At 62.6% G+C, this 17,780-nt stretch carries 21 protein-coding genes; 5 read left to right on the top strand and 16 right to left on the bottom strand.

Translation table 11 applies throughout. The features are described 5' to 3' along the window. Positions 1 to 20: 20 nt before the first annotated feature. Entirely contained in the window at positions 21 to 470 is a 450-nt protein-coding gene (locus tag NTA49_RS12110; protein WP_258295046.1) for an iron-sulfur cluster assembly scaffold protein, read from the bottom strand. 49 nt (positions 471 to 519) lie between these two features. On the opposite strand from NTA49_RS12110, the gene hisI reads away from it, so the two are divergent. After that, a complete protein-coding gene (gene hisI / locus NTA49_RS12105) occupies positions 520 to 912 on the top strand; it encodes a phosphoribosyl-AMP cyclohydrolase (protein ID WP_408637143.1) in 393 nt (130 codons plus the stop codon). Here the strand turns inward: hisI and gluQRS are convergent. The 4 genes from gluQRS to NTA49_RS12085 all read right to left on the bottom strand — a co-directional run bounded on the left by gluQRS (position 855) and on the right by NTA49_RS12085 (position 4,883). After that, positions 855 to 1,766: a tRNA glutamyl-Q(34) synthetase GluQRS gene (gluQRS, locus tag NTA49_RS12100; RefSeq protein WP_258295044.1), complete on the bottom strand. Its 912-nt coding sequence runs from the start codon at positions 1,764 to 1,766 to the stop codon at positions 855 to 857. The two genes, hisI and gluQRS, sit on opposite strands and share 58 nt — an antisense overlap. Continuing rightward, entirely contained in the window at positions 1,763 to 2,374 is a 612-nt protein-coding gene (locus NTA49_RS12095) for a class I SAM-dependent DNA methyltransferase (RefSeq protein WP_258295043.1), read from the bottom strand. The genes gluQRS and NTA49_RS12095 overlap by 4 nt, the downstream gene beginning before the upstream one ends. Before the next feature lie 43 nt (positions 2,375 to 2,417). Then, complete coding sequence (trmFO, locus tag NTA49_RS12090) at positions 2,418 to 3,770, bottom strand: methylenetetrahydrofolate--tRNA-(uracil(54)-C(5))-methyltransferase (FADH(2)-oxidizing) TrmFO (protein WP_258295042.1); 1,353 nt, start codon at positions 3,768 to 3,770, stop codon at positions 2,418 to 2,420. 327 nt (positions 3,771 to 4,097) lie between these two features. Further along, a complete protein-coding gene (locus tag NTA49_RS12085) occupies positions 4,098 to 4,883 on the bottom strand; it encodes an enoyl-CoA hydratase (protein ID WP_258295041.1) in 786 nt (261 codons plus the stop codon). A gap of 57 nt (positions 4,884 to 4,940) precedes the next feature. On the opposite strand from NTA49_RS12085, the gene NTA49_RS12080 reads away from it, so the two are divergent. Continuing rightward, positions 4,941 to 5,360 (top strand): PaaI family thioesterase, encoded by a 420-nt coding sequence (locus NTA49_RS12080; protein ID WP_261368284.1) that lies wholly within the window; start codon positions 4,941 to 4,943, stop codon positions 5,358 to 5,360. Between the two features lie 72 nt (positions 5,361 to 5,432). On the opposite strand, the gene NTA49_RS12075 is transcribed toward NTA49_RS12080, so the two are convergent. Then, positions 5,433 to 5,666, bottom strand: a complete 234-nt coding sequence (locus NTA49_RS12075; RefSeq protein ID WP_258295039.1) for a DUF1127 domain-containing protein — start codon at positions 5,664 to 5,666, stop codon at positions 5,433 to 5,435. Positions 5,667 to 5,773: 107 nt separating this feature from the next. Between NTA49_RS12075 and NTA49_RS12070 the strand changes: the two genes are divergently transcribed. The 3 genes from NTA49_RS12070 to rpsI all read left to right on the top strand — a co-directional run bounded on the left by NTA49_RS12070 (position 5,774) and on the right by rpsI (position 8,312). Beyond that, positions 5,774 to 7,186: an aminotransferase-like domain-containing protein gene (locus NTA49_RS12070; protein ID WP_258295036.1), complete on the top strand. Its 1,413-nt coding sequence runs from the start codon at positions 5,774 to 5,776 to the stop codon at positions 7,184 to 7,186. 161 nt (positions 7,187 to 7,347) lie between these two features. Further along, the gene (gene rplM / locus NTA49_RS12065) at positions 7,348 to 7,809 is read left to right on the top strand and encodes a 50S ribosomal protein L13 (RefSeq protein ID WP_089420380.1); all 462 of its coding nucleotides are present in this window, start codon (positions 7,348 to 7,350) and stop codon (positions 7,807 to 7,809) included. 2 nt (positions 7,810 to 7,811) lie between these two features. Beyond that, positions 7,812 to 8,312, top strand: a complete 501-nt coding sequence (gene rpsI, locus NTA49_RS12060) for a 30S ribosomal protein S9 (protein ID WP_261368283.1) — start codon at positions 7,812 to 7,814, stop codon at positions 8,310 to 8,312. 214 nt (positions 8,313 to 8,526) lie between these two features. Here the strand turns inward: rpsI and NTA49_RS12055 are convergent, their stop codons facing one another. The 10 genes from NTA49_RS12055 to NTA49_RS12010 all read right to left on the bottom strand — a co-directional run bounded on the left by NTA49_RS12055 (position 8,527) and on the right by NTA49_RS12010 (position 17,720). Beyond that, entirely contained in the window at positions 8,527 to 9,216 is a 690-nt protein-coding gene (locus tag NTA49_RS12055) for a hypothetical protein (RefSeq protein WP_258295035.1), read from the bottom strand. 167 nt (positions 9,217 to 9,383) lie between these two features. After that, complete coding sequence (locus tag NTA49_RS12050; RefSeq protein WP_258295034.1) at positions 9,384 to 10,127, bottom strand: FkbM family methyltransferase; 744 nt, start codon at positions 10,125 to 10,127, stop codon at positions 9,384 to 9,386. A gap of 65 nt (positions 10,128 to 10,192) precedes the next feature. Then, positions 10,193 to 10,810: a TetR/AcrR family transcriptional regulator gene (locus NTA49_RS12045; protein WP_258295033.1), complete on the bottom strand. Its 618-nt coding sequence runs from the start codon at positions 10,808 to 10,810 to the stop codon at positions 10,193 to 10,195. Beyond that, a complete protein-coding gene (gene ppk2, locus NTA49_RS12040) occupies positions 10,803 to 11,672 on the bottom strand; it encodes a polyphosphate kinase 2 (protein ID WP_258295032.1) in 870 nt (289 codons plus the stop codon). The genes NTA49_RS12045 and ppk2 overlap by 8 nt, the downstream gene beginning before the upstream one ends. Before the next feature lie 57 nt (positions 11,673 to 11,729). Further along, the gene (locus NTA49_RS12035; protein ID WP_258295031.1) at positions 11,730 to 12,746 is read right to left on the bottom strand and encodes an alpha/beta fold hydrolase; all 1,017 of its coding nucleotides are present in this window, start codon (positions 12,744 to 12,746) and stop codon (positions 11,730 to 11,732) included. Beyond that, the gene (metA, locus tag NTA49_RS12030) at positions 12,697 to 13,614 is read right to left on the bottom strand and encodes a homoserine O-acetyltransferase MetA (RefSeq protein WP_258295030.1); all 918 of its coding nucleotides are present in this window, start codon (positions 13,612 to 13,614) and stop codon (positions 12,697 to 12,699) included. The genes NTA49_RS12035 and metA overlap by 50 nt, the downstream gene beginning before the upstream one ends. Before the next feature lie 31 nt (positions 13,615 to 13,645). Then, on the bottom strand, positions 13,646 to 14,518 hold the full coding sequence (locus NTA49_RS12025; RefSeq protein WP_258295029.1) for a hypothetical protein: 873 nt from the start codon (positions 14,516 to 14,518) through the stop codon (positions 13,646 to 13,648). Positions 14,519 to 14,656: 138 nt separating this feature from the next. Further along, on the bottom strand, positions 14,657 to 15,763 hold the full coding sequence (locus NTA49_RS12020) for an OmpP1/FadL family transporter (protein ID WP_258295028.1): 1,107 nt from the start codon (positions 15,761 to 15,763) through the stop codon (positions 14,657 to 14,659). A gap of 111 nt (positions 15,764 to 15,874) precedes the next feature. Beyond that, positions 15,875 to 16,807 carry a DMT family transporter gene (locus NTA49_RS12015; RefSeq protein ID WP_258295027.1) on the bottom strand — a complete coding sequence of 311 codons (933 nt, stop codon included), beginning with the start codon at positions 16,805 to 16,807 and terminating at the stop codon, positions 15,875 to 15,877. 52 nt (positions 16,808 to 16,859) lie between these two features. Next, positions 16,860 to 17,720: a DMT family transporter gene (locus NTA49_RS12010; RefSeq protein WP_258295026.1), complete on the bottom strand. Its 861-nt coding sequence runs from the start codon at positions 17,718 to 17,720 to the stop codon at positions 16,860 to 16,862. Positions 17,721 to 17,780: the final 60 nt, after the last annotated feature.

Here is a 17,780-nt window from a genome sequence, read left to right as displayed (position 1 = left end):
TCACAAGTTTCGCGTCAGCCCTAGGCGCAGTCGGCCTGCATCGCCTGTTGCATCGCCTCGGCGGTGGCCTCGATGCTGAGCAGGATCGAGGCGTGTCGGTTGCGATAGTCCTGCGCCGGTTCCAGCACGCGAAACCCGTCGAAGGGGGCGTCGGGCACTGTGCCATCTCCCTTCAGCATCGCACGCAACTGGTCGCGGGCGGTTTCGATCTCGGGCAGGGTGCGTCCGATCACGGCGCCGCCCGTCACGGCAGCCGCCGCCTGACCCAGCGCGCAGGCCTTCACGTCCTGGCCAAAGGCCGCGATCACGCCGTCCTCAACACTGACATCGACCGTCACCGTCGATCCGCACAGCGGCGCGCGTTTCTTGACCGTGGCACCAGGGGCCGCCAGCCTTTCGCGGTGTGGAATATCGGTTGCCAGCGCGAGGATCTGGCCCGAGTAGAGTTTGATGAGGTCGCTGTCAGCCATGTCCGCTTTCCTTTCGGTGCACCCTGATACATAAGCGTCCCGGCCCGAGATGCAAAAAGGTTTTGCCCGAATGTCCGACCAAAGTTTCGATCCGTTGACACTGACCTACAATGACGCGGGGTTGATCCCTGCGATTGCGCAGGATGCGGCTACCGGCGAAGTGCTGATGATGGCCTGGATGAATGCCGCCGCAGTGGCCCGCACGCTGGAGACCGGCAAGGTCACCTATTGGTCACGCTCGCGGCAGGCGTTCTGGGTCAAGGGCGAGACGTCGGGCCATGTTCAGGAACTGGTCGATTTCCGCTTTGATTGCGACAGCGATTGCCTGCTGGTGACGGTCAACCAGACCGGGCCTGCGTGCCACACGGGGCGGCAAAGCTGTTTTTACCGCGCAGTGCGGGGCGGTGAAGTGGTCGCGCTGGAAGCAGCCCCCAAGGCCTGACGCGCGGGCAGGCCGATCATTGCGCAAATGTCGTTCGGCGTGGCACCCTCGGCGCGGTATCTGGCTATTGCGCGCGCGTCGTCGCGTTTGGCCAGCCGTTTGCCTGTCTCATCGCGGATCAGCCGGTGATGGTGGTAAACGGGCGTCGGCAGGTTCAGCAGGCGTTGCAGCACGACGTGGATGCGCGTCACCTCGGCCAGATCGGCACCGCGCACCACATCGGTGATGCCTTGGGCTGCATCGTCCAGTACGACCGACAGGTGGTAAGAGGTGCCCATGTCGCGGCGCGCCAGCACGATATCACCAAGGGTCTGGGTCAGGTCTTCATTCGTGAAATCCACTGTGCCTGCAGCCTCGCCTGTCTCGGTATAGCGCAGTTCCCGCAGCAGAGGCAGCGCGCGGGCCATGTTCAGGCGCAGCGCTGCGTCGTCCGGTATCGGCGTGTCAGGGTCAGCCACATGGCGACAGGTGCCGGGATAGATCGGGCCGTCGGGGCCTGTCAGCACCACGCCCTCTTGTGGAGCAGACAGCGCCGCCTGAATGTCGCGGCGGTTGCAGGTGCAGGGGTATATCAGGCCTGATTTCCATAAGGTATCAATAGCTTGTCGGTATATCTTCATGTTTTTTGACTGGCGAAGCACTGGCGTTTCCCACGTCACCCCCAGCCACGTCAGATCCTCGTATATCTGCGCCTCGTACTCGGCTCGCGCGCGCGACGTATCAATGTCCTCGATCCGCAGCAGGAAACGCCCCTGTCGGTCCTGCGCCAGGTCATGCGCCAAAAGCGCGGAATAAGCGTGCCCCAGGTGCAACGGACCCGTTGGAGAGGGCGCAAAACGGGATGTGAAAATCAAGACTTTTCAATCACATATACGGTTGCATTCAAGTCGATGCCGGGCAGGTGCGGCCCGTCTTTGCGGAACAGCAATTGCGCTGCACCGCAGTCGGTCCATTCTGACATCGCCCCCTCATAGGCATGCTCTTGCAAGGTGCGGCCATTCAGCGAAAACACTAGCAATCCGCGCTTGGGCAGGTTGCGCATCAGCGTGTGGAACGCACCCGCCGGGGCAGCGCCCGCGCCGATCGCGCCCACGGCTGACATCAGCGGATAGGCACCATCGTCAAAGGGCAAGGCAGCACCCGCCTCGATCTGATCGAGGCTGCGGTACACCCCCTTGTCGCGGGCCACGGCCAGCATGCCGGGCGACAGATCGACACCGTCGATCACCTGAAACCCGGCCTTTTGCAGCGCCTGACCCGACAGGCCGGTGCCGCAACCGAAATCCAGGATCGGGGCGTCGGTATCGCGCGCATACTTGCGCAGGGCCGCCGCACAGCGCGCGGGCGTGGCATAGCCTTGGTCGGCCAGCTCGGCCTCGTAACTGGTTGCCCAGTCGTCGTAAACTCGGCGTGTTTCGCCCGCATCGCGAGCATCGTAGATCTTGTTCAGAAAATTGGACATGCACCAAAGCTAGTGTTTGATCGCCTTTGCGTCCAGTCCGGTGTCACGCGATGGCTGCCTGCGGGGCCAGCCAGTCCTGCCAATCCGCCTTGGCCCGGTCGGTGTAGGCCTTGTAGCGGTCCTTGCGGCCGCGGCGTCCGCCCTTCAGACCATCGACGGGGGGGAAGAGGCCAAAGTTCACGTTCATCGGCTGGAACGTCTTGGCCTCGGCTCCGCCCGAGATGTGCGTGATCAGCGCGCCCATCGCGGTGGTGTCGGGTGGCGTCTCCAGCGATCCGCCCAGCAGTTCGGCGGCGGCCATACGCCCCGCCAGCAACCCCATGGCCGAGGATTCCACATAGCCCTCGACGCCGGTGATCTGGCCCGCAAAGCGCACATTGGGCCGCGAGCGCAGGCGCATCTGGCCGTCCAGCAGCGTCGGGCTGTTCAGAAACGTGTTGCGGTGGATGCCGCCCAGACGGGCAAAGCTCGCGTTTTCCAGGCCGGGGATCATCTTGAACACTTCGGTCTGCGCGCCGTATTTCATCTTGGTCTGGAAACCGACGATATTATAGAGCGTGCCCAGCTTGTTATCGCGGCGCAATTGCACCACCGCGTGTGCCTTGACCTCGGGCTGGTGCGGATTGGTCAGGCCCACGGGCTTCATCGGACCGTGGCGCAGGGTCTCGCGGCCACGCTCTGCCATCACCTCGATGGGCAGGCAGCCGTCGAAGTACCCGGCGGTCTCGCCCTCGTGAAACTCGGTCTTGTCGGCGGCCAGCAGCGCGTCGATGAAAGCGTCATACTGCGCCTTGTCCATCGGGCAGTTCAGATAGGCGGTGCGCTCTTCCTCGGTCTCGCCCTTGTCATAGCGCGACTGCATCCAGGCGCGTTCCATGTCGATGCTGTCGTGGTAGACGATGGGTGCGATCGCGTCGAAAAACGCCAGCGCTTCGGCACCTGTCTCGGCTGCAATGGCCTGACCCAAGCTTGAAGATGTCAGCGGGCCGGTGGCGATGATCCAGGTGCCGTCCCGGGGCAGCTCGGTAATCTCGCCGTATTCGACCGTGATGTTCGGATGCGCCATCAACGTGTCGGTGACGGTCTGCGCGAACGGCTCGCGGTCCACGGCCAGCGCGCCGCCGGCGGGCAGGCGGTGTTTGTCTGCCGTCGCCATGATCAGCCCATTTGCCGCGCGCATTTCCCAATGCAGCAGGCCGACGGCGTTCTGTTCACTGTCGTCCGACCGGAACGAGTTGGAACAGACCATTTCGCCCAGAAGGCCAGTCTGGTGGGCGAACGTGCCGACCTGGGGCCGCATTTCATGGATGACGACCCGCACGCCCATGTTGGCGGCTTGCCATGCTGCTTCGGACCCGGCCATGCCGCCGCCCACGATATGAAGGGTATCTGTCATGCAGCCCATGTAGGGCAGCACGCGGCCATGCGCAACGGGGCGCGCGCAGGCATCACCGGCATGTGGTCAGGGTCTGCAAAGCTGAGAAGGGGAATTTTGGGGTCGCCGCTGCGGGAATGGTCGGTCAGAGAGAGCTGACCTGGAGGGACCTTCCGCCCACGGCGACCCAAAATCGTATGAGCCATCTGGCTTGTCTACTTTGTGACACAGTCTTGACAGATTTGCCAGAGATTCCACCGGAACAATCGCAACCGATTTGGAAACAATCAGGAATCCCATGAAATGCAGTGAAAAATCATGTAATTACACAATTCCGGCGATTTTGCCCTACTGTTCCCACTTGGGATCACGCTTGTCCAGAAACGCCGCAATTCCCTCTTCGGTGTCCCGGTGCAGCATGTTTTCCACCATGACATTGCCGGTGTGCGCATAGGCGGCATCGGTGGTCATCGACAACTGCTCGTAGAACGCCTGTTTGCCGATTTTAACCGCCGTGCTCAGCTTGCCCGCGACGGTCTCGGCCAGTTTCAGGGTTTCCGCCGTCAGTTGCTCGGGCAGCACCGTGCGGTTGATCAGCCCAAGCGCCTCGGCGCGCTCGGCTTCGATGAACTGGCCGGTGGTCAGCATCTCGAAGGCCTGTTTGCGCGGGATATTGCGGGTCAGGGCCACCATCGGCGTCGAGCAGAACAGCCCGATGTTCACCCCGTTGACGCCAAAGCGCGTGCCGGTGGCGGCGATGGCCATATCGCAGGTGGCGACCAGCTGACAGCCCGCGGCGGTGGCTATTCCGTGGACCTGCGCGATCACCGGCTGGGGCAGGGACTGCACCCGCGCCATCATCGACGCGCAGCGGTTGAAGAGATCGGCGAAGTATCCGCGCCCGCCATCGGGTTTCTGTCGGCCTTCGGTCATCTGTTTCAGGTCGTGTCCGGCGCAGAACGCCTTGCCGCTGCCCGACAGAACCACCACGCGGATGCCTGGCGTCTCGGCGATTTCGTCCAACGTGGTATGCAGCGCCAGTATCATCTCGTCAGAGAGCGCATTCAGCCGCTCGGGCGCGTTCATCGTCAAATGTGCCACGCCATCCGTGACCTTACGTTCAAGAATTGCCATCTTGCCCTCCTGCGGTGTCGCTGGGACCTTAGGGCAGGGACGAACAGAGGAAAACCCATGCAAACAGTCATGACCGCACAAGATCTGATGGCCTTCATGGTCGCCGAATTCGATCAGGTGGCAAACGACTTTATCGTCGAGGAGGTGGGCGGCGGAAAGATCCGCGTGCGCATGGCGGTGGGCGAGCGGCACCTGCGCCCCGGGGGCACCGTGTCGGGCCCGTCGATGTTCGCGCTGGCGGATGTGTCGGCCTATCTGGCGACGCTGGCCCTGATCGGGCCCAAGGCGCTGGCGGTGACCACCAATTGCTCGATCGACTTCATGCGCAAGCCCATCGCGGGCGTCGATCTGGTGGCCTATGCCACGGTTCTGAAACTGGGCAAGCTGCTTTCGGTCACGGATGTATTGATACATTCGCACGGGATGGACCAGCCGGTGGCGCGGGCGACGCTGACCTATGCGATCCCGCCGCGCTGAGGGTGTCACATGAAAAGACCGCCGGGACGGACCCGGCGGCAAGGAAGAGGACTGGCCTGCGTCACAGGGAAGTTACGCCTGCCAGAATACCCGACGCTGCTCGATAAGAGCGGCGCGCGGGGTCAGTCCCACATCGTCCAGCTGCGCATCGGTCAACTGGCCCAGGGCCAGGCGTGTGCGGCGGCGTGTGGCCCATTTCGACAGGACAACAGCCAGCTTGATCGCGACGACGGAAACGACCGGCAGCGTGCGCGTGTCGCGCAGGTGCATCAGGATGTCGGCGGGCAGGGCGTTGGTCTGTGTCATGGGAAATCTCCTTTGGCTTTTCCGATGAATTGTATTGACACAATTTGGCGTTATTGCCATGGTTATTGATACAAAGACTGGTACAAGGAATCTACGGAAACATTGTAATGGATACAATTTGGCCCGAATCCCTGCCAACCGGCGGCGGACCCAAGTACAAGGCCGTGGTGCAGATCATCCGCGACGCGGTGTCGGGCGGGGTCATGCCCGAGGGCACGCGTCTGCCGCCGGTCCGCGATCTGGCGTGGCAACTCAAGATAACGCCGGGCACTGTGGCCCGCGCCTATACCATTCTGACCGACGAGGGGCTGCTGAACGCCGAAGTCGGGCGCGGTACCTTTGTCGCGCCACCCGTGGACGACGATGCAGCCTTCGCCCCGCCGATCGAAATCGACAGCGCCGCTCATAATCGCGAGGCGCAAAGCTGGCGCGTCAACATGGTCTCGCCGCATCTGCCCAGCGTCGGGCAGGCGCAGCTGATCCGTTCCTTGCTGGCTGATATTGCGCGCGATCCGCCCTCGGGGATGATGCACTACCCCGACCGCACCAACGCGCGCCCGGCGCGCGAGGCCGTGGTGACGTGGCTGGCTGCCGCTCAACTGGGGCACATGGATCAGGGCGACGTGGTTCTGGCCAACGGGGGCCAAAGCGCGATCCTGCTGCTGTTGCAGGCGCTGCTGAAGGGGCGCAAGCCCGTGGTTCTGGTCGAGGAGCTGTCCTATCCCGGTTTCCGCCGTGCGGCCGAACTGGTGCGCGCCGATGTGGTCCCCGTGGCGATGGATGCGCAGGGCGTCATTCCCGAGGCGCTGGCCCGCGCCGCCGCCACCCATGATGCACAGGTGTTCTGCACCTCGCCCGAGGTCCACAATCCCACCTGTCTCTTCACCCCGCTGGAGCGGCGTCTTGAACTGGTCGAGGTGGCCCGCGCCCATGACCTTCAGATCATCGACGACGATTGCTATCAGATCGCCGCCGCCCGTGCCCCGTCCTACCGGATGCTCGCGCCGGAACGCGGCTGGTACGTCTCGTCGATCTCGAAATCGCTGACGCCCGCGCTGCGTGTGGGCGCGGCGATTGCCCCGCACGGGCGGGCGGCGCCGCTGCGCCGTGCGGCGGAACATGCGTTCTTTGGCCTGCCGACGCCGATGCTGGATCTGACGGCGGCGCTGCTGGCGCATCCGCAATTGCCCGCGCTGACGGCGCAGGTGCAGGCGGGGATCAACCAATACGTTCAGGCGGCGGTGAACATCCTGGGCGGCTATGACCTGCGCTGGCGCGAGAACGTGCCGTTCGTGTGGTTGCCGCTGCCCGAGGGCTGGCGCGCCACCGCGTTTTGCCAGGCCGCCGAAGCCCAGGGCGTGCAGGTGCGGGCGGGCGAGGAATACGCCTGCCGCGACGCGCGCAGCCCGCATGCGATCCGCTTTGCCATCAATGCGGGCGTGCAACTGCACACCTTCGAGGCAGCGGTGGGCCGGTTGCGCGCGCTTCTGGACAATCCCCCCGACCAGATCAACGTCTGATGGTGGGGTAATATAATACCTTATTTGCAAGTCTTTGAATTGCAATGGTTTTAAAAGATTTGCGCCGCTTGACCGCCCGTGCGCGTGCTATATAACCCGCCCATCGCATACCAGGGTCACGTCCCGCGTGCCCCGCAACAGCAAACAGGAAACTCCTGCTCATGAAAACCTTTACCGCAACACCTGCGGACATCGACAAGAAATGGATCCTGATCGACGCCGAAGGCATCGTTCTGGGCCGTCTTGCCACGATCGTCGCAAGCCGCCTGCGCGGCAAGCACAAGCCGTCGTTCACACCGCACATGGACATGGGCGACAACGTGATCATCATCAACGCTGAAAAAGTGCAACTGACTGGCAAGAAACGCCAGGAAGAGCATTTTTGGCACACCGGCCACCCCGGTGGCATCAAATCGCGCACCAAAGAGCAGATCCTCGAAGGCGCGCACCCCGAGCGTGTGGTCACTCTGGCCGTCAAGCGGATGCTGCCCGGCAACCGTCTGAGCCGTCAGGTCATGACCAACCTGCGCGTCTATGCTGGTGGCGAACACCCCCATGAAGCGCAGAACCCCGAAGTTCTCGACGTCAAGTCGATGAACAAGAAAAACACGCGGAGCGCATGAGCATGGCTGACGAAATCAACACACTCGAAGACCTGCAAGCTGCCGTGACCGAAAACGTCGGCGGCGTGCAAGGCACCGAAACCGATCTGACCCCGCGCGAGCCCGTCCGTGACGAATTCGGCCGGTCCTACGCCACAGGCAAGCGGAAAGATGCGGTTGCCCGCGTCTGGATCAAGCCCGGTTCGGGCAAGGTCACCGTGAACGGCAAAGAGATGAAGACATACTTTGCCCGCCCGGTTCTGCAGATGATCCTGGCCCAGCCTTTCACCGTTGCCGGTGTCGAAGGTGAATTTGACGTGGTCGCCACGGTCAAGGGCGGTGGTCTCTCTGGTCAGGCCGGTGCGGTCAAGCACGGCGTGTCCAAGGCGCTGCAACTTTATGATCCCAGCCTTCGTGGCGCGTTGAAAGCCGCAGGCTTCCTGACACGTGACAGCCGCGTTGTGGAACGTAAGAAATACGGCAAGGCGAAAGCCCGTAAGAGCTTCCAGTTCTCGAAGCGCTAAGTCGTTTCAGCCGGACAAGATTGGAAAAACCCGCGCCAGACCGGCGCGGGTTTTTTCGTTTCGGGGTGTTTTTGGTACGAAACGACGCAGAATCTGTACAAGAGTGCCTGTCCGTTTTCGTCAGGCCAGCGCGGGTTTTTAGCGTTTCTGTACAAAAAGGCGCACAATCTGTACAAGATTGCGCGCCTGTCGACGTCACCCGGCGAGGCCGAGTTCAGCCGCCGAATTCATAGGCCACGGTCAGGCCCAGCAGGCCGTCGCCGTCGTTGGTGTCTTCGTAGAGAACCTGGAACGCGGTGCTGTCGTTGATCGCATAGACCGCGCCCAGCTCGCCGTAGACATTATCGTCGCGGTCGGAATTTCCGACCAGACCGACCAGCGACCAGCGGTCGTTCAGGGCGGTTTCGAACGCGAATTCCTGATCGCTCTTGCCAGTGTCGGGATCAAAGATCACGGCGAAGGCTCCGTCGACAGTTTGAGTGATCGGGAAAGCCAGCGATGCGGTGATTTCTTCGGCGTGACCGTTTGTGTTGTTCAGCCAGATGTAGCCATAGGTCAGATCCCACGACATGCCGTTGGCAAAGTCGGCACCGTAGCCCAGGTTGGCTTCGTATTCGACGTCGTCTGCCGGGTCCTGGTAGAGCGTGGTGATGATCAGGCCGGCGTGGAAACCGGAGTAGGCGAGTTCGACAAAGGCTTCGACTTCGTTCTCGGCGTGGTCGAAATCGTCCGAGGTGGCAAAGCGTGCGGTCGCGGCGATACCTGCGGTCCACGACAGGACCGGGCGGTCCTGCGCCGGATCAAATATCGGATCGGCACCGACTGCGATGTTTTCCTGCGCCGATGCGCCAGTTGCGAGCACAATCGCGGAAGCACCCGCACAGATGAGGGTTTTAATCGTCATGATATCACTTTCTAAGGGAGGGTCCCTGGCTGATCGGGAGGATGTGCTGGGACTGATAAGTAAGTGACCATTTCACTAGGGTACTGTCGGGCGGCCTGCAACGCCAAAGCGACGGCTTCGGTCGCGCCGAACCCGTTGGTCGAAGTTTGCGCCTAATCTTGATGCAGTCAGTCGGCCTTGATGTACCAATCATCGAAACGCGAGACGTGCTCATGCACGCGCGCGTAGCCCTCGGACGTCAGAAGCGCGTGGATGTCTTCACGCTGCGGGGCATAGTTGTGCTCGATGCTCATCACCTGAAAAGACCAGCGGTCGAAATCGACGGCGTTCAGGATGTCGAATTCGCTGCCTTCGGTGTCGACCGACATATAGTCGATGACATCCGGCGCGCCGTGTTCCGCCAGCATGTCGTTCAGCGAAATCGTGGTCACGTCATAGGACGTGCCGCGCAGCTTGCGCGAACTGGGCACGAAGCTGGAGATGCCCGAGTTTTCGCCGCGCGGCGCTTCGGTGAACTGCAAGGTCTCGGCTGATGCGCGCCAGACGCAGCGCTTTTCGATGGCGCAATTGCGGTTTGCCACCAGTTCGGCCTGCCAGTTGCGCGCAGGCTCGGCAACGATGCCCGTCCAGTCAAAGGCGTTTTCCATCAGCCAGGTGTTGTTCAGCTCGACGCCATTGGTGGCCCCGAATTCGACGAAGAACCCGCCGCGTTTGAAGTCCAGGTGGGACAGCGCGAAGAGGTCCTGGCGCAGTTGCGATTTGGAGCGGTCCAGAAGGTCGACGCAGCGGCTGCGATATTCGGGCGAGGTCGCCTTGATGAATTCCAGATCGAAATACCCGTGTTCGCGCGCCTTGAGATCGCGCAGGCGGTCCTTGCGGGTGAGGGTCGCGTTCGAAAAGATGTTCGGCATTCAAAAATCACACAAATTCGGGTCTACTCATAGTTGATAGGTGAGGCCCATTGGTGCGGCAAGCATTAACTGTCCGGTGCCACCAGACCCAAGCCGCGCAGGTAGATGCCGATGCCGCTTTCCAGCAGGTCTTCGGGTGGAAAGGGGCTGGCGCGGCCGGGGCTGTTGCGGGCGAAGAGTTCGACCACGCCGTGGCTCATCGCCCAGATGTGGGCGCTGAACATGGAGGCGGGCGGGCGTTTGTGCGCCGGGATATGCTGCGACAGGTCACCTGCGGCCTTTTCCAGCACCCCGTTGGCGCGGGTGGCGGCGGCGGCCAGTTCCGGGGTGCGGTTGATCGAGATGCCGCTTTCGAACATCGCGATGTAATGGCCGGGATGCTTGCGGGCAAAGGCCAGATAGGCGCGTCCCGTCGCCTCGAATGCCGCCAGGGCCGAAGGCTGGCCGGATTGATAGGCATATTCCATCAGGTCCGAAAACATCTCGTAACCCTGAAGTGCTGCTTCGGCGATCAGATCCTCGCGGCCCTCGAAGTGGCGGTAGACGGCTGCGGGGGTCACACCGGCCTGCTTGGCTGCTTCGGACAGGGTAAAGCCGGTGGGGCCCTTCGCCTCGATCAGCTCAAGCGCGGCATCGACCAGCGCCTGCCGCAGGTTGCCGTGATGATAGCCGCGTTTAGACATCCCAGATGTCCGGGCCGCCGCAGATGGATGTGTCGATCTCGCCGATGGCTTGTGTGTCCTTGTTGGCATAGTCCAGCCCGTGCAGGACTGAGCGGATCGCCGTCAGCCGCGCGCGGCGCTTGTCGTCCGAACGCACGATGGTCCAGGGCGCCGCGTCCGAATGCGACCGGTCCAGCGTTTCGCGGATCGCCCCGCTGTAGTCGTCCCATTTCGAGAGGCCCTCGATGTCGATCCGGCTGAGTTTCCACTGTTTCAGCGGGTCGGATTCGCGGTCCATCATCCGGCGCAGCTGTTCGGCACGGCCCACGTTCAGCCAGAACTTGAACAGGTGAATGCCGTCTTCGACCAGCATTTCCTCGAAGGGATGCACCTGCTGAAAGAAATGCGCGCGCTGCGTGTCGGTGCAAAAGCCGAAGACATGTTCGACCACACCGCGGTTGTACCAGCTGCGGTCATAGAACGCGAGGTTGCCCGCACTGGGCAGGCGTCTGGCATAGCGCTGGAAATACCATTCGCCGGCCTCGGTCTCGGTCGGTTTTGCAAGCGCTACCACATGCGCGCTGCGCGGGTTCAGGTTTTCGCGAAACCGCTTGATCGTGCCGCCTTTGCCTGCGGCGTCGCGGCCTTCGAACACGCAGACCACGCGCGCGCCGGTGTCCTGCGCCCAGGCCTGCATCTTGACCAGTTCGATCTGCAATTTTTCCATCTGCTTGTCGTAGGCCTTGCCCGACAGGCGTTCTGAATGGGGATAGCTGTCCGAGAGGATGTCATCCTTGTCGGCGCGTGAAATCGCCTTGCGGATGTGTTCGGGTGCGCCTTGGGTGGCGTAGGTGCTGATCGCCCCGTCGAATGGTTTGCTCACGGCGCAGGTTCCCTTTTATGTGACTGCTCTTAACATCAATATGGTGTCTAAGGGCGGTTAACGCAAACCCGCACGTTGTGCGGCACGGTCGATGGCATCGACCACCGCCTGCGGATCGACGTGGTGCGGCATGTGGCCGACGCCGGGCAGCACGGTCAGGTTGGCATTCGGCACCTGCTGCGACAGCGGGACCGCGTGGACGTGCAGCGGCACGGTGTCATCCGCATCGCCGTGGATGATCTCGAACGGCATGGACAGCGTGGGAAACTCCGGCTTCATCGCCACCATATGCGGGCGCAGCGTGTTCACCTGGCGCACGTTGGCGCGCAGGGTGACGCGGCGCATCGACAGGCCCGCACCGATATAGTCGGCATAGGTCTGCGGTGCGGCCTGCGGGGCGAATATGCTGTCGATGCTGACCTTGACGTAGGCGCGCGGGGTGAAGGCGGTGATCAGCGGCACGGCCAGTGCACCGCCCCAAGGCGACCCCAGCACGGTATAGAACGGCCCCAGATCGCCGGGCCAGGGCTGCGCCACACCCGCGACCATCACCACGGCGGCGGTGTCATCGGGGCGCGCCAGCGCCCAGGCCAGCGCGACAGAGCCGCCAAAGCTGTGGCCCAGCACGATCGGGTTGCTGACGCCCAGCTGATCGGCAGCGCCCTGCAACAGGGCTGCCTGAACCTGCGGCGCGGTGCCTTCGCTGGCCCAGGCCCCGTTCGAGGCGTCGGGCGGCAGGGCGGTCCAGCCCAGTCCGGGGCGGTCGAGCAGGATCACGCGGTAGCGGTCGGTCAGCCGTTCGGCAAAGTCGAAGGTGAAGTCGCGCATATTGCCGCCCGCACCGTGGATCATCACCAGATCGGGGCCTTCGCCCATCACCAGCGCGTGCACTTCGGTGCCGTTCACGTCCAGGATCTGTCCCAGCGGGGGATGCGTGACTTCGGCGCGCGTTTCGCGCAGATAGGCTGCGATCTGCACGGTGGCCACGAAGACCAGCCCGAGAAGGGCAATCCAGATCAACGCCTTATGTCCCAATTTTAGCCAGATCGAACGGCGTGGACTGGTAGATTTCATTGATCCAGTTCCCGTACAAGAGATGCGCATGGCTGCGCCAGCGGTTCTGCGGCGGCTGGCTGGGGTCGTCGTTGGGGTAATAGTTCATCGGCACGTTGATTTCGGTGCCTGCGGCCACGTCGCGGTCGTATTCCTGTTTCAGCGTGTCGCTGTCATACTCAAAGTGGTTGAAGATATAGAGCGCGCGGTGCGCTACATCCTCGACCAGACAGGGGCCGACCTCGTCGCTGCCCAGAAGCGTGCGCAGCCCGGTCGCGGCATCGACCTCGGCCTGGCGCATTTCGGTCCAGCGGCTGACGGGGATCACGCAATCATCCGAGAACCCCCGCAGATAGGGCGAGGCGGGTGCCAGATTCCGGTGCCGGAAACAGCCGAATGCCTTCTTGTCCAGGATGTGTTTCTGCACCCCGTGAAAATGGTTGATCATCGCCATGCCGCCCCAGCACACGCCAAAGGTGGAATGCACATTGGTCTGGGTCCAGTCCATCACCTGCTGCAACTCGTCCCAATAGCCGACCTCGTCGAAATTGAGATGTTCGATCGGCGCGCCGGTGATGATCAGCCCGTCGAATTTCTCTTCCGTGACCTCGGAAAAGGGGCGGTAGAAACTCTCCATATGCTCGGCGGCGGTGTTGCGGGTGTTGTGCTCGGACATGCGGATCAGGCTGAACTCGATCTGCAGCGGCGTGGCCCCGATCAGACGGGCAAACTGGGTTTCGGTCTGGATCTTCTTGGGCATCAGGTTCAGCAGAGCGATCCGCAGCGGGCGGATGTCCTGGCTGGCGGCCAGTTCCTCGTCGACAACCATCACACCCTCGCGGGTCAGCACGTCGTAGGCGGGCAGGGTGGATGGGATCTTGATGGGCATTGGCTTGGGTCCGGACTTGTTTGGAGAAGGGTCAGATAGGGTCTTGGCTGCGCCGCTCAAGGGCGTCGGCGATCAGGTCGGTGAAATCGGCGGGGCTGTTCATGGCCGCCACTGCGTCGGCGGTGACGGTGACGCCCCAGCGCGACATCGCCTGATAGCGCGGCTGACGGTGGGCCAGTGCGCGCGCATAGGTCCAGCGGATAAAGGCGTCGGGGTTCACCTTTGCCTCGGAGAGCCCTGTTTCCGCTAGGTATTCCTGCCAGCACTGCAACAGGAACGCGGGCAGGTAGGCCATCGGTTTCGGGGCCTTGTCAAAGCGGCGGATCAACTCTGCGGTGTGGGCATCGCTGCCCTTGATCCAGACGGGCAGGCAGCAGGCCGACAGTTCCGTCATCAGCGGATCGTGATCGTCCGTTGCATCGACCCATTCGCAGATCGACCCGCCGGTGTCGCAGATGAAGTGCGGATAGCCATAAAGCGCGCGGCCGCGTCCGGCGAAATAGGCGGTGTCCTGCAGGGCGTTGATCTCGGCCTTGCGGAACTGTTCCTGACGGCGCGTGTATTCGGCGATGGGCAGACCGCCGAGCGCGGGATCGCCCGGTTTGCCCAGATAGGTGGCGACGGGTGAGAGGTTGTCGAACGTGATGTTGGAGCCGATGTAGATGCTGTCTGTCATCAGCAAATCGCGCAGGAACGGTACTTTCATCGCCTCGGCCTTGGCGTTGTCGGCGATGAATTCGCCCATGTAGCGCGTGCCGATGCGGTAGTCGATCGAGTAGTGGAACCACGCGCCGGAGGCACGCAGCAGCGTCGACATATGGGTCTTGCCCAGGCCGGACATGCCATAGACGAGCACTCGTTTTTCGCTGGCATCACGCCAGCTTGCGGCATCTGGATAAAGCATCGGTCGGGGTCCGTCATCTGTTTGGGGACGTTCCTACCCGAGTGCTGCAAGAGACGCCAGTTCGGCCCCGTGCACAAACGGAAAAACCCGCAGCTTGTGGGCTGCGGGTTTCAGGTCTCGTGCCGGTGAAGGGCGGGATCAGAAGCTGTAGCCGACCTTGACGCCGATGGCGACGGCGTGGTTGTCCTCGAAGTTTGCGGCGGTTGAAAGCCCGCCATCTATCGAGGTCTGTGCATCACCGATGTTGACGTAGCGGATGCCGGTGGTGATCTTCATGTTGTCCTGGGTATAGACTGCCGCGAGCGCGAGGCTCTTGTTGCCGTCCGTGGGCCCGAGGTTGCTGGCAAAGCCGCCGTTGGACTTTTCATAGCCGACCGAGGCGGAGACCGACCAGTTGTCGTTCAAGCGCCGACCGACACCCAGCGAATAGGTGAACACGTCGTTGTCGTAGCTGACGAGCGAGCCGCCGCCGCTGACCGTTCTATAGTCCGCCGGGCTGATGTCGAAGGCGGACCATTCGGCCCAGCGAATGCCGCCGAACAGCAGGGTGTCTTTCGCGATGCCGCTCTGGAAGTCCAGGTTGACCGATTGCGGTGTTTCAATCTCAGTAGTTGAAGTGTTTGATCCAAGTGCCGAATTTTCGGTCGTTTCAACGTCGTGCTCGATACTCGAGTTATATGTCAAAGCGACACGCAATGCGATATCAGGTCTTTCGTATGCGACACCGGCTACATAGCCGACGCCGATATCCCGGTCACCGTTTACACTATATGGTCCGCTGGGAATAAAAGGCACTACGGCCGTCGCTTCGATGCTTTGAACGCGCAGACCGCCATGGACGCTGAAGTTGTTCGCGAACTTGTAGCGCAACAGGCCTGTAAGTGCGTGCGAGTCCAGATCGGCGCTGGCTCCGGCTGCGTAATAGCCTGTGCCTGTTGGATAATCCACGGACGCGCCGAAGGGCTGATCGTAAATGATCGCATAGGACAGGCGGTCGTTGATGTCTGCCTTGTAGGCCGCGCCAAGCTGCAGGTAGCTGGATGTCATGTCGCCCGAGCCAAAACCGCCCAAGCCTGCCACGGCGGTGCCAGAGGTGTCGGGCGAAATCGAGCCGAGGCTGAACTCGGCATAGCGGCCGGCCTCGAACAGGGCCATGATGGATTGGCCGGAACGGTCGATGCCGCCCGCCTGCGCCGTGCAAGCCGAGCCCAGCAGCGCCGCAATGGCGATGGTCTTTACTGTCATGTCACTCCTCCCCAGAAGCTGCTCCGCAGGGTGAGTACGGGCGGAGCTAAGCCAGCAAAGCGTATTCAACCGCGTTCCGTCAATTCCTGACGCAAAGGAAAGGGGTTGCGTTTACGCGTGGTCACTCTGCTCAGACGTGCGGGGGCGGATGCGTTTCCATACGCGTCCGTCCAGAACAATGAGCCCCAGCGCCAGCAATCCAAAGCCCGCATAGGCGTTCGGACCAAGCGTTTCATCGCGCACCCATGCGCCGAGGGTGATGGCCACGGGCGGGATCAGCAGGGTGACGATCATCAGATTGCCGCTGCCTGCCATCTGCAGCACGCGGTAGTAGAGCAGATAGGCTCCGGCGGTGGCGATGATCGCGTAATAGGCGATGGCCAGCAGGGTGTCGGGCGCAAGTGCCAGCGTGATCGGCCCCTCGACTGTCCAGGCCAGTGGCAGGGTGATCAGGCTGGACCCGGTCAGCATGCCCGCTGCCGCCAGCGCCGGGTGCAACCCGCCCAGATGCTTGCGCGCCCAGACGCTGGCCAGCGCATAGCTGGCGGCACCGGCAAGGACAGCGAGTTGTGCGAGGCTTTGCAGATCGAAACTGTGCAGATTGTCCAGACCGATGGCGGTGACCACCCCGGCAAAGCCCAGGGCCACGCCAAAGGCGCGGCGCGCCGTCATGCGTTCGTCCGCGAAGAACAGCGCTGCGGCCAGAACGCCGAAGATCGCGGTGGCGGCGTTGAAGATCGATGTGAGGCCGCTTGCGATGTGCAATTGCCCCCAGGCCATGAGGCCGAAGGGGATGACGTTGTTCAGAAGGCCCATGACCAGAAACGCGCCCCAGATGCGCAGGTCGCGGGGCAAGGGAATGCGCCGCAGGGCCACGACACCCCACAGCGCCAGCATCGCCCAGCCGGTGCGGTGTGCTACGGCGGTCAACGGCCCGATCTCGTCCAAGGCAATGCGGATCGACAGGAACGAGCCGCCCCAGATGGCCCCGAGAAGCAGCATTTCGGCCCATGCACGGCCGGATATGGATTTTTGATCTGTCATGGCCACAGTCCTAGCGATGCGATGACGCCCGGACGATCCGAAAACTGCGCAATCAGCGGCGGCGGGTCTCGAACCAGATGTTCATGTAGTTGCCGGCAAAGATCACCGCGGCACCGACGAAGACCCAGACGTCGATGGCTTCGGCATAGAGCAGCATGCCCACGACTGCGATGGTCGGCAGGCGGATGAAGTCGATGGGCACCACCACGGTCGCCGGTGCGATCTTCAGCGCATTGGTGAGGCAGAAGTGTGCGAGCAGACCCGCCAGCCCGATCAGCACCAGCCAGGGCAGGGTTGCCGCGGTGGGCAGCATCACGTCGCCGTCGTATCCCGCCATGGCCACGCCCATGACAACCTGCATCGCGGTCAGCCAGAACAGGATACAGGTGATCGACTGGGTGCGCGTCAGCCGCTTGGTGAACATGATGGTCAGCGCAAAGAAGATCGCCGCACTGGCCGCCGTCACCACGCCCGCATTGATCGCACCGACATCCGGGCGCGCCACGATCAAGATGCCGCCAAAGCCCATGAGGGCCGCCAGCGCACGCACCAGCGTCAGACGTTCGCCCAGGATCAGCGGCGACAGCACGATCACCCAGATCGGCGAGGTGAACTCGAGCGCGAAGACCTGCGCCAGCGGGATCACGGTGACCGCATAGAACCACAGGTTCTGGCCGGTGAAATGCGCCACGTTGCGGATGAGATGCGTGCTCATCTGCTGGGTGTTGATCTGCCGCCACGTACCGGTCAGCCCCGCCACAAGGCAGACGATGACCACGCCCACGAGGCTGCGGTACATCATGATCTCGAATGTATCGAGTTCGTAGGCCACCTCGCGCCCCGCCACGGCCATTGCGGAAAACGACGCGATGGACCCGCTCATCCAGAGGGCGGCCTTGAGGATGGGGTTCATGGGGTCAGGGCCCTGACTTTGATGGGGGCTTGGATGCAGGCTTGGATGTTGCGGGCAGCC

Origin of the sequence: Pseudosulfitobacter koreensis, assembly GCF_024733015.1 — a bacterium.
In the GTDB taxonomy this organism is placed as follows: domain Bacteria; phylum Pseudomonadota; class Alphaproteobacteria; order Rhodobacterales; family Rhodobacteraceae; genus Pseudosulfitobacter; species Pseudosulfitobacter koreensis.
Note: the sequence above shows the minus strand (reverse complement) of the source record. Positions and strands in the feature narration are given on the sequence as shown.

Bases quoted from the DNA above. Each gene is read 5' to 3' on its own strand.
- NTA49_RS12050 (WP_258295034.1), bottom strand. From the start codon at position 10,127: ATGCCGAACATCTTTTCGAACGCGACCCTCACCCGCAAGGACCGCCTG.
- NTA49_RS12020 (WP_258295028.1), bottom strand. From the start codon at position 15,763: ATGACAGTAAAGACCATCGCCATTGCGGCGCTGCTGGGCTCGGCTTGC.
- trmFO (WP_258295042.1), bottom strand. From the start codon at position 3,770: ATGACAGATACCCTTCATATCGTGGGCGGCGGCATGGCCGGGTCCGAA.
- hisI (WP_408637143.1), top strand. From the start codon at position 520: ATGCAAAAAGGTTTTGCCCGAATGTCCGACCAAAGTTTCGATCCGTTG.
- NTA49_RS12075 (WP_258295039.1), bottom strand. From the start codon at position 5,666: ATGACACAGACCAACGCCCTGCCCGCCGACATCCTGATGCACCTGCGC.
- metA (WP_258295030.1), bottom strand. From the start codon at position 13,614: ATGCCCATCAAGATCCCATCCACCCTGCCCGCCTACGACGTGCTGACC.
- NTA49_RS12110 (WP_258295046.1), bottom strand. From the start codon at position 470: ATGGCTGACAGCGACCTCATCAAACTCTACTCGGGCCAGATCCTCGCG.
- NTA49_RS12085 (WP_258295041.1), bottom strand. From the start codon at position 4,883: ATGGCAATTCTTGAACGTAAGGTCACGGATGGCGTGGCACATTTGACG.
- NTA49_RS12080 (WP_261368284.1), top strand. From the start codon at position 4,941: ATGCAAACAGTCATGACCGCACAAGATCTGATGGCCTTCATGGTCGCC.
- rplM (WP_089420380.1), top strand. From the start codon at position 7,348: ATGAAAACCTTTACCGCAACACCTGCGGACATCGACAAGAAATGGATC.
- NTA49_RS12025 (WP_258295029.1), bottom strand. From the start codon at position 14,518: ATGCTTTATCCAGATGCCGCAAGCTGGCGTGATGCCAGCGAAAAACGA.
- NTA49_RS12015 (WP_258295027.1), bottom strand. From the start codon at position 16,807: ATGACAGATCAAAAATCCATATCCGGCCGTGCATGGGCCGAAATGCTG.
- NTA49_RS12070 (WP_258295036.1), top strand. From the start codon at position 5,774: ATGGATACAATTTGGCCCGAATCCCTGCCAACCGGCGGCGGACCCAAG.
- NTA49_RS12010 (WP_258295026.1), bottom strand. From the start codon at position 17,720: ATGAACCCCATCCTCAAGGCCGCCCTCTGGATGAGCGGGTCCATCGCG.
- NTA49_RS12095 (WP_258295043.1), bottom strand. From the start codon at position 2,374: ATGTCCAATTTTCTGAACAAGATCTACGATGCTCGCGATGCGGGCGAA.
- rpsI (WP_261368283.1), top strand. From the start codon at position 7,812: ATGGCTGACGAAATCAACACACTCGAAGACCTGCAAGCTGCCGTGACC.
- NTA49_RS12045 (WP_258295033.1), bottom strand. From the start codon at position 10,810: ATGTCTAAACGCGGCTATCATCACGGCAACCTGCGGCAGGCGCTGGTC.
- NTA49_RS12035 (WP_258295031.1), bottom strand. From the start codon at position 12,746: ATGAAATCTACCAGTCCACGCCGTTCGATCTGGCTAAAATTGGGACAT.
- NTA49_RS12055 (WP_258295035.1), bottom strand. From the start codon at position 9,216: ATGACGATTAAAACCCTCATCTGTGCGGGTGCTTCCGCGATTGTGCTC.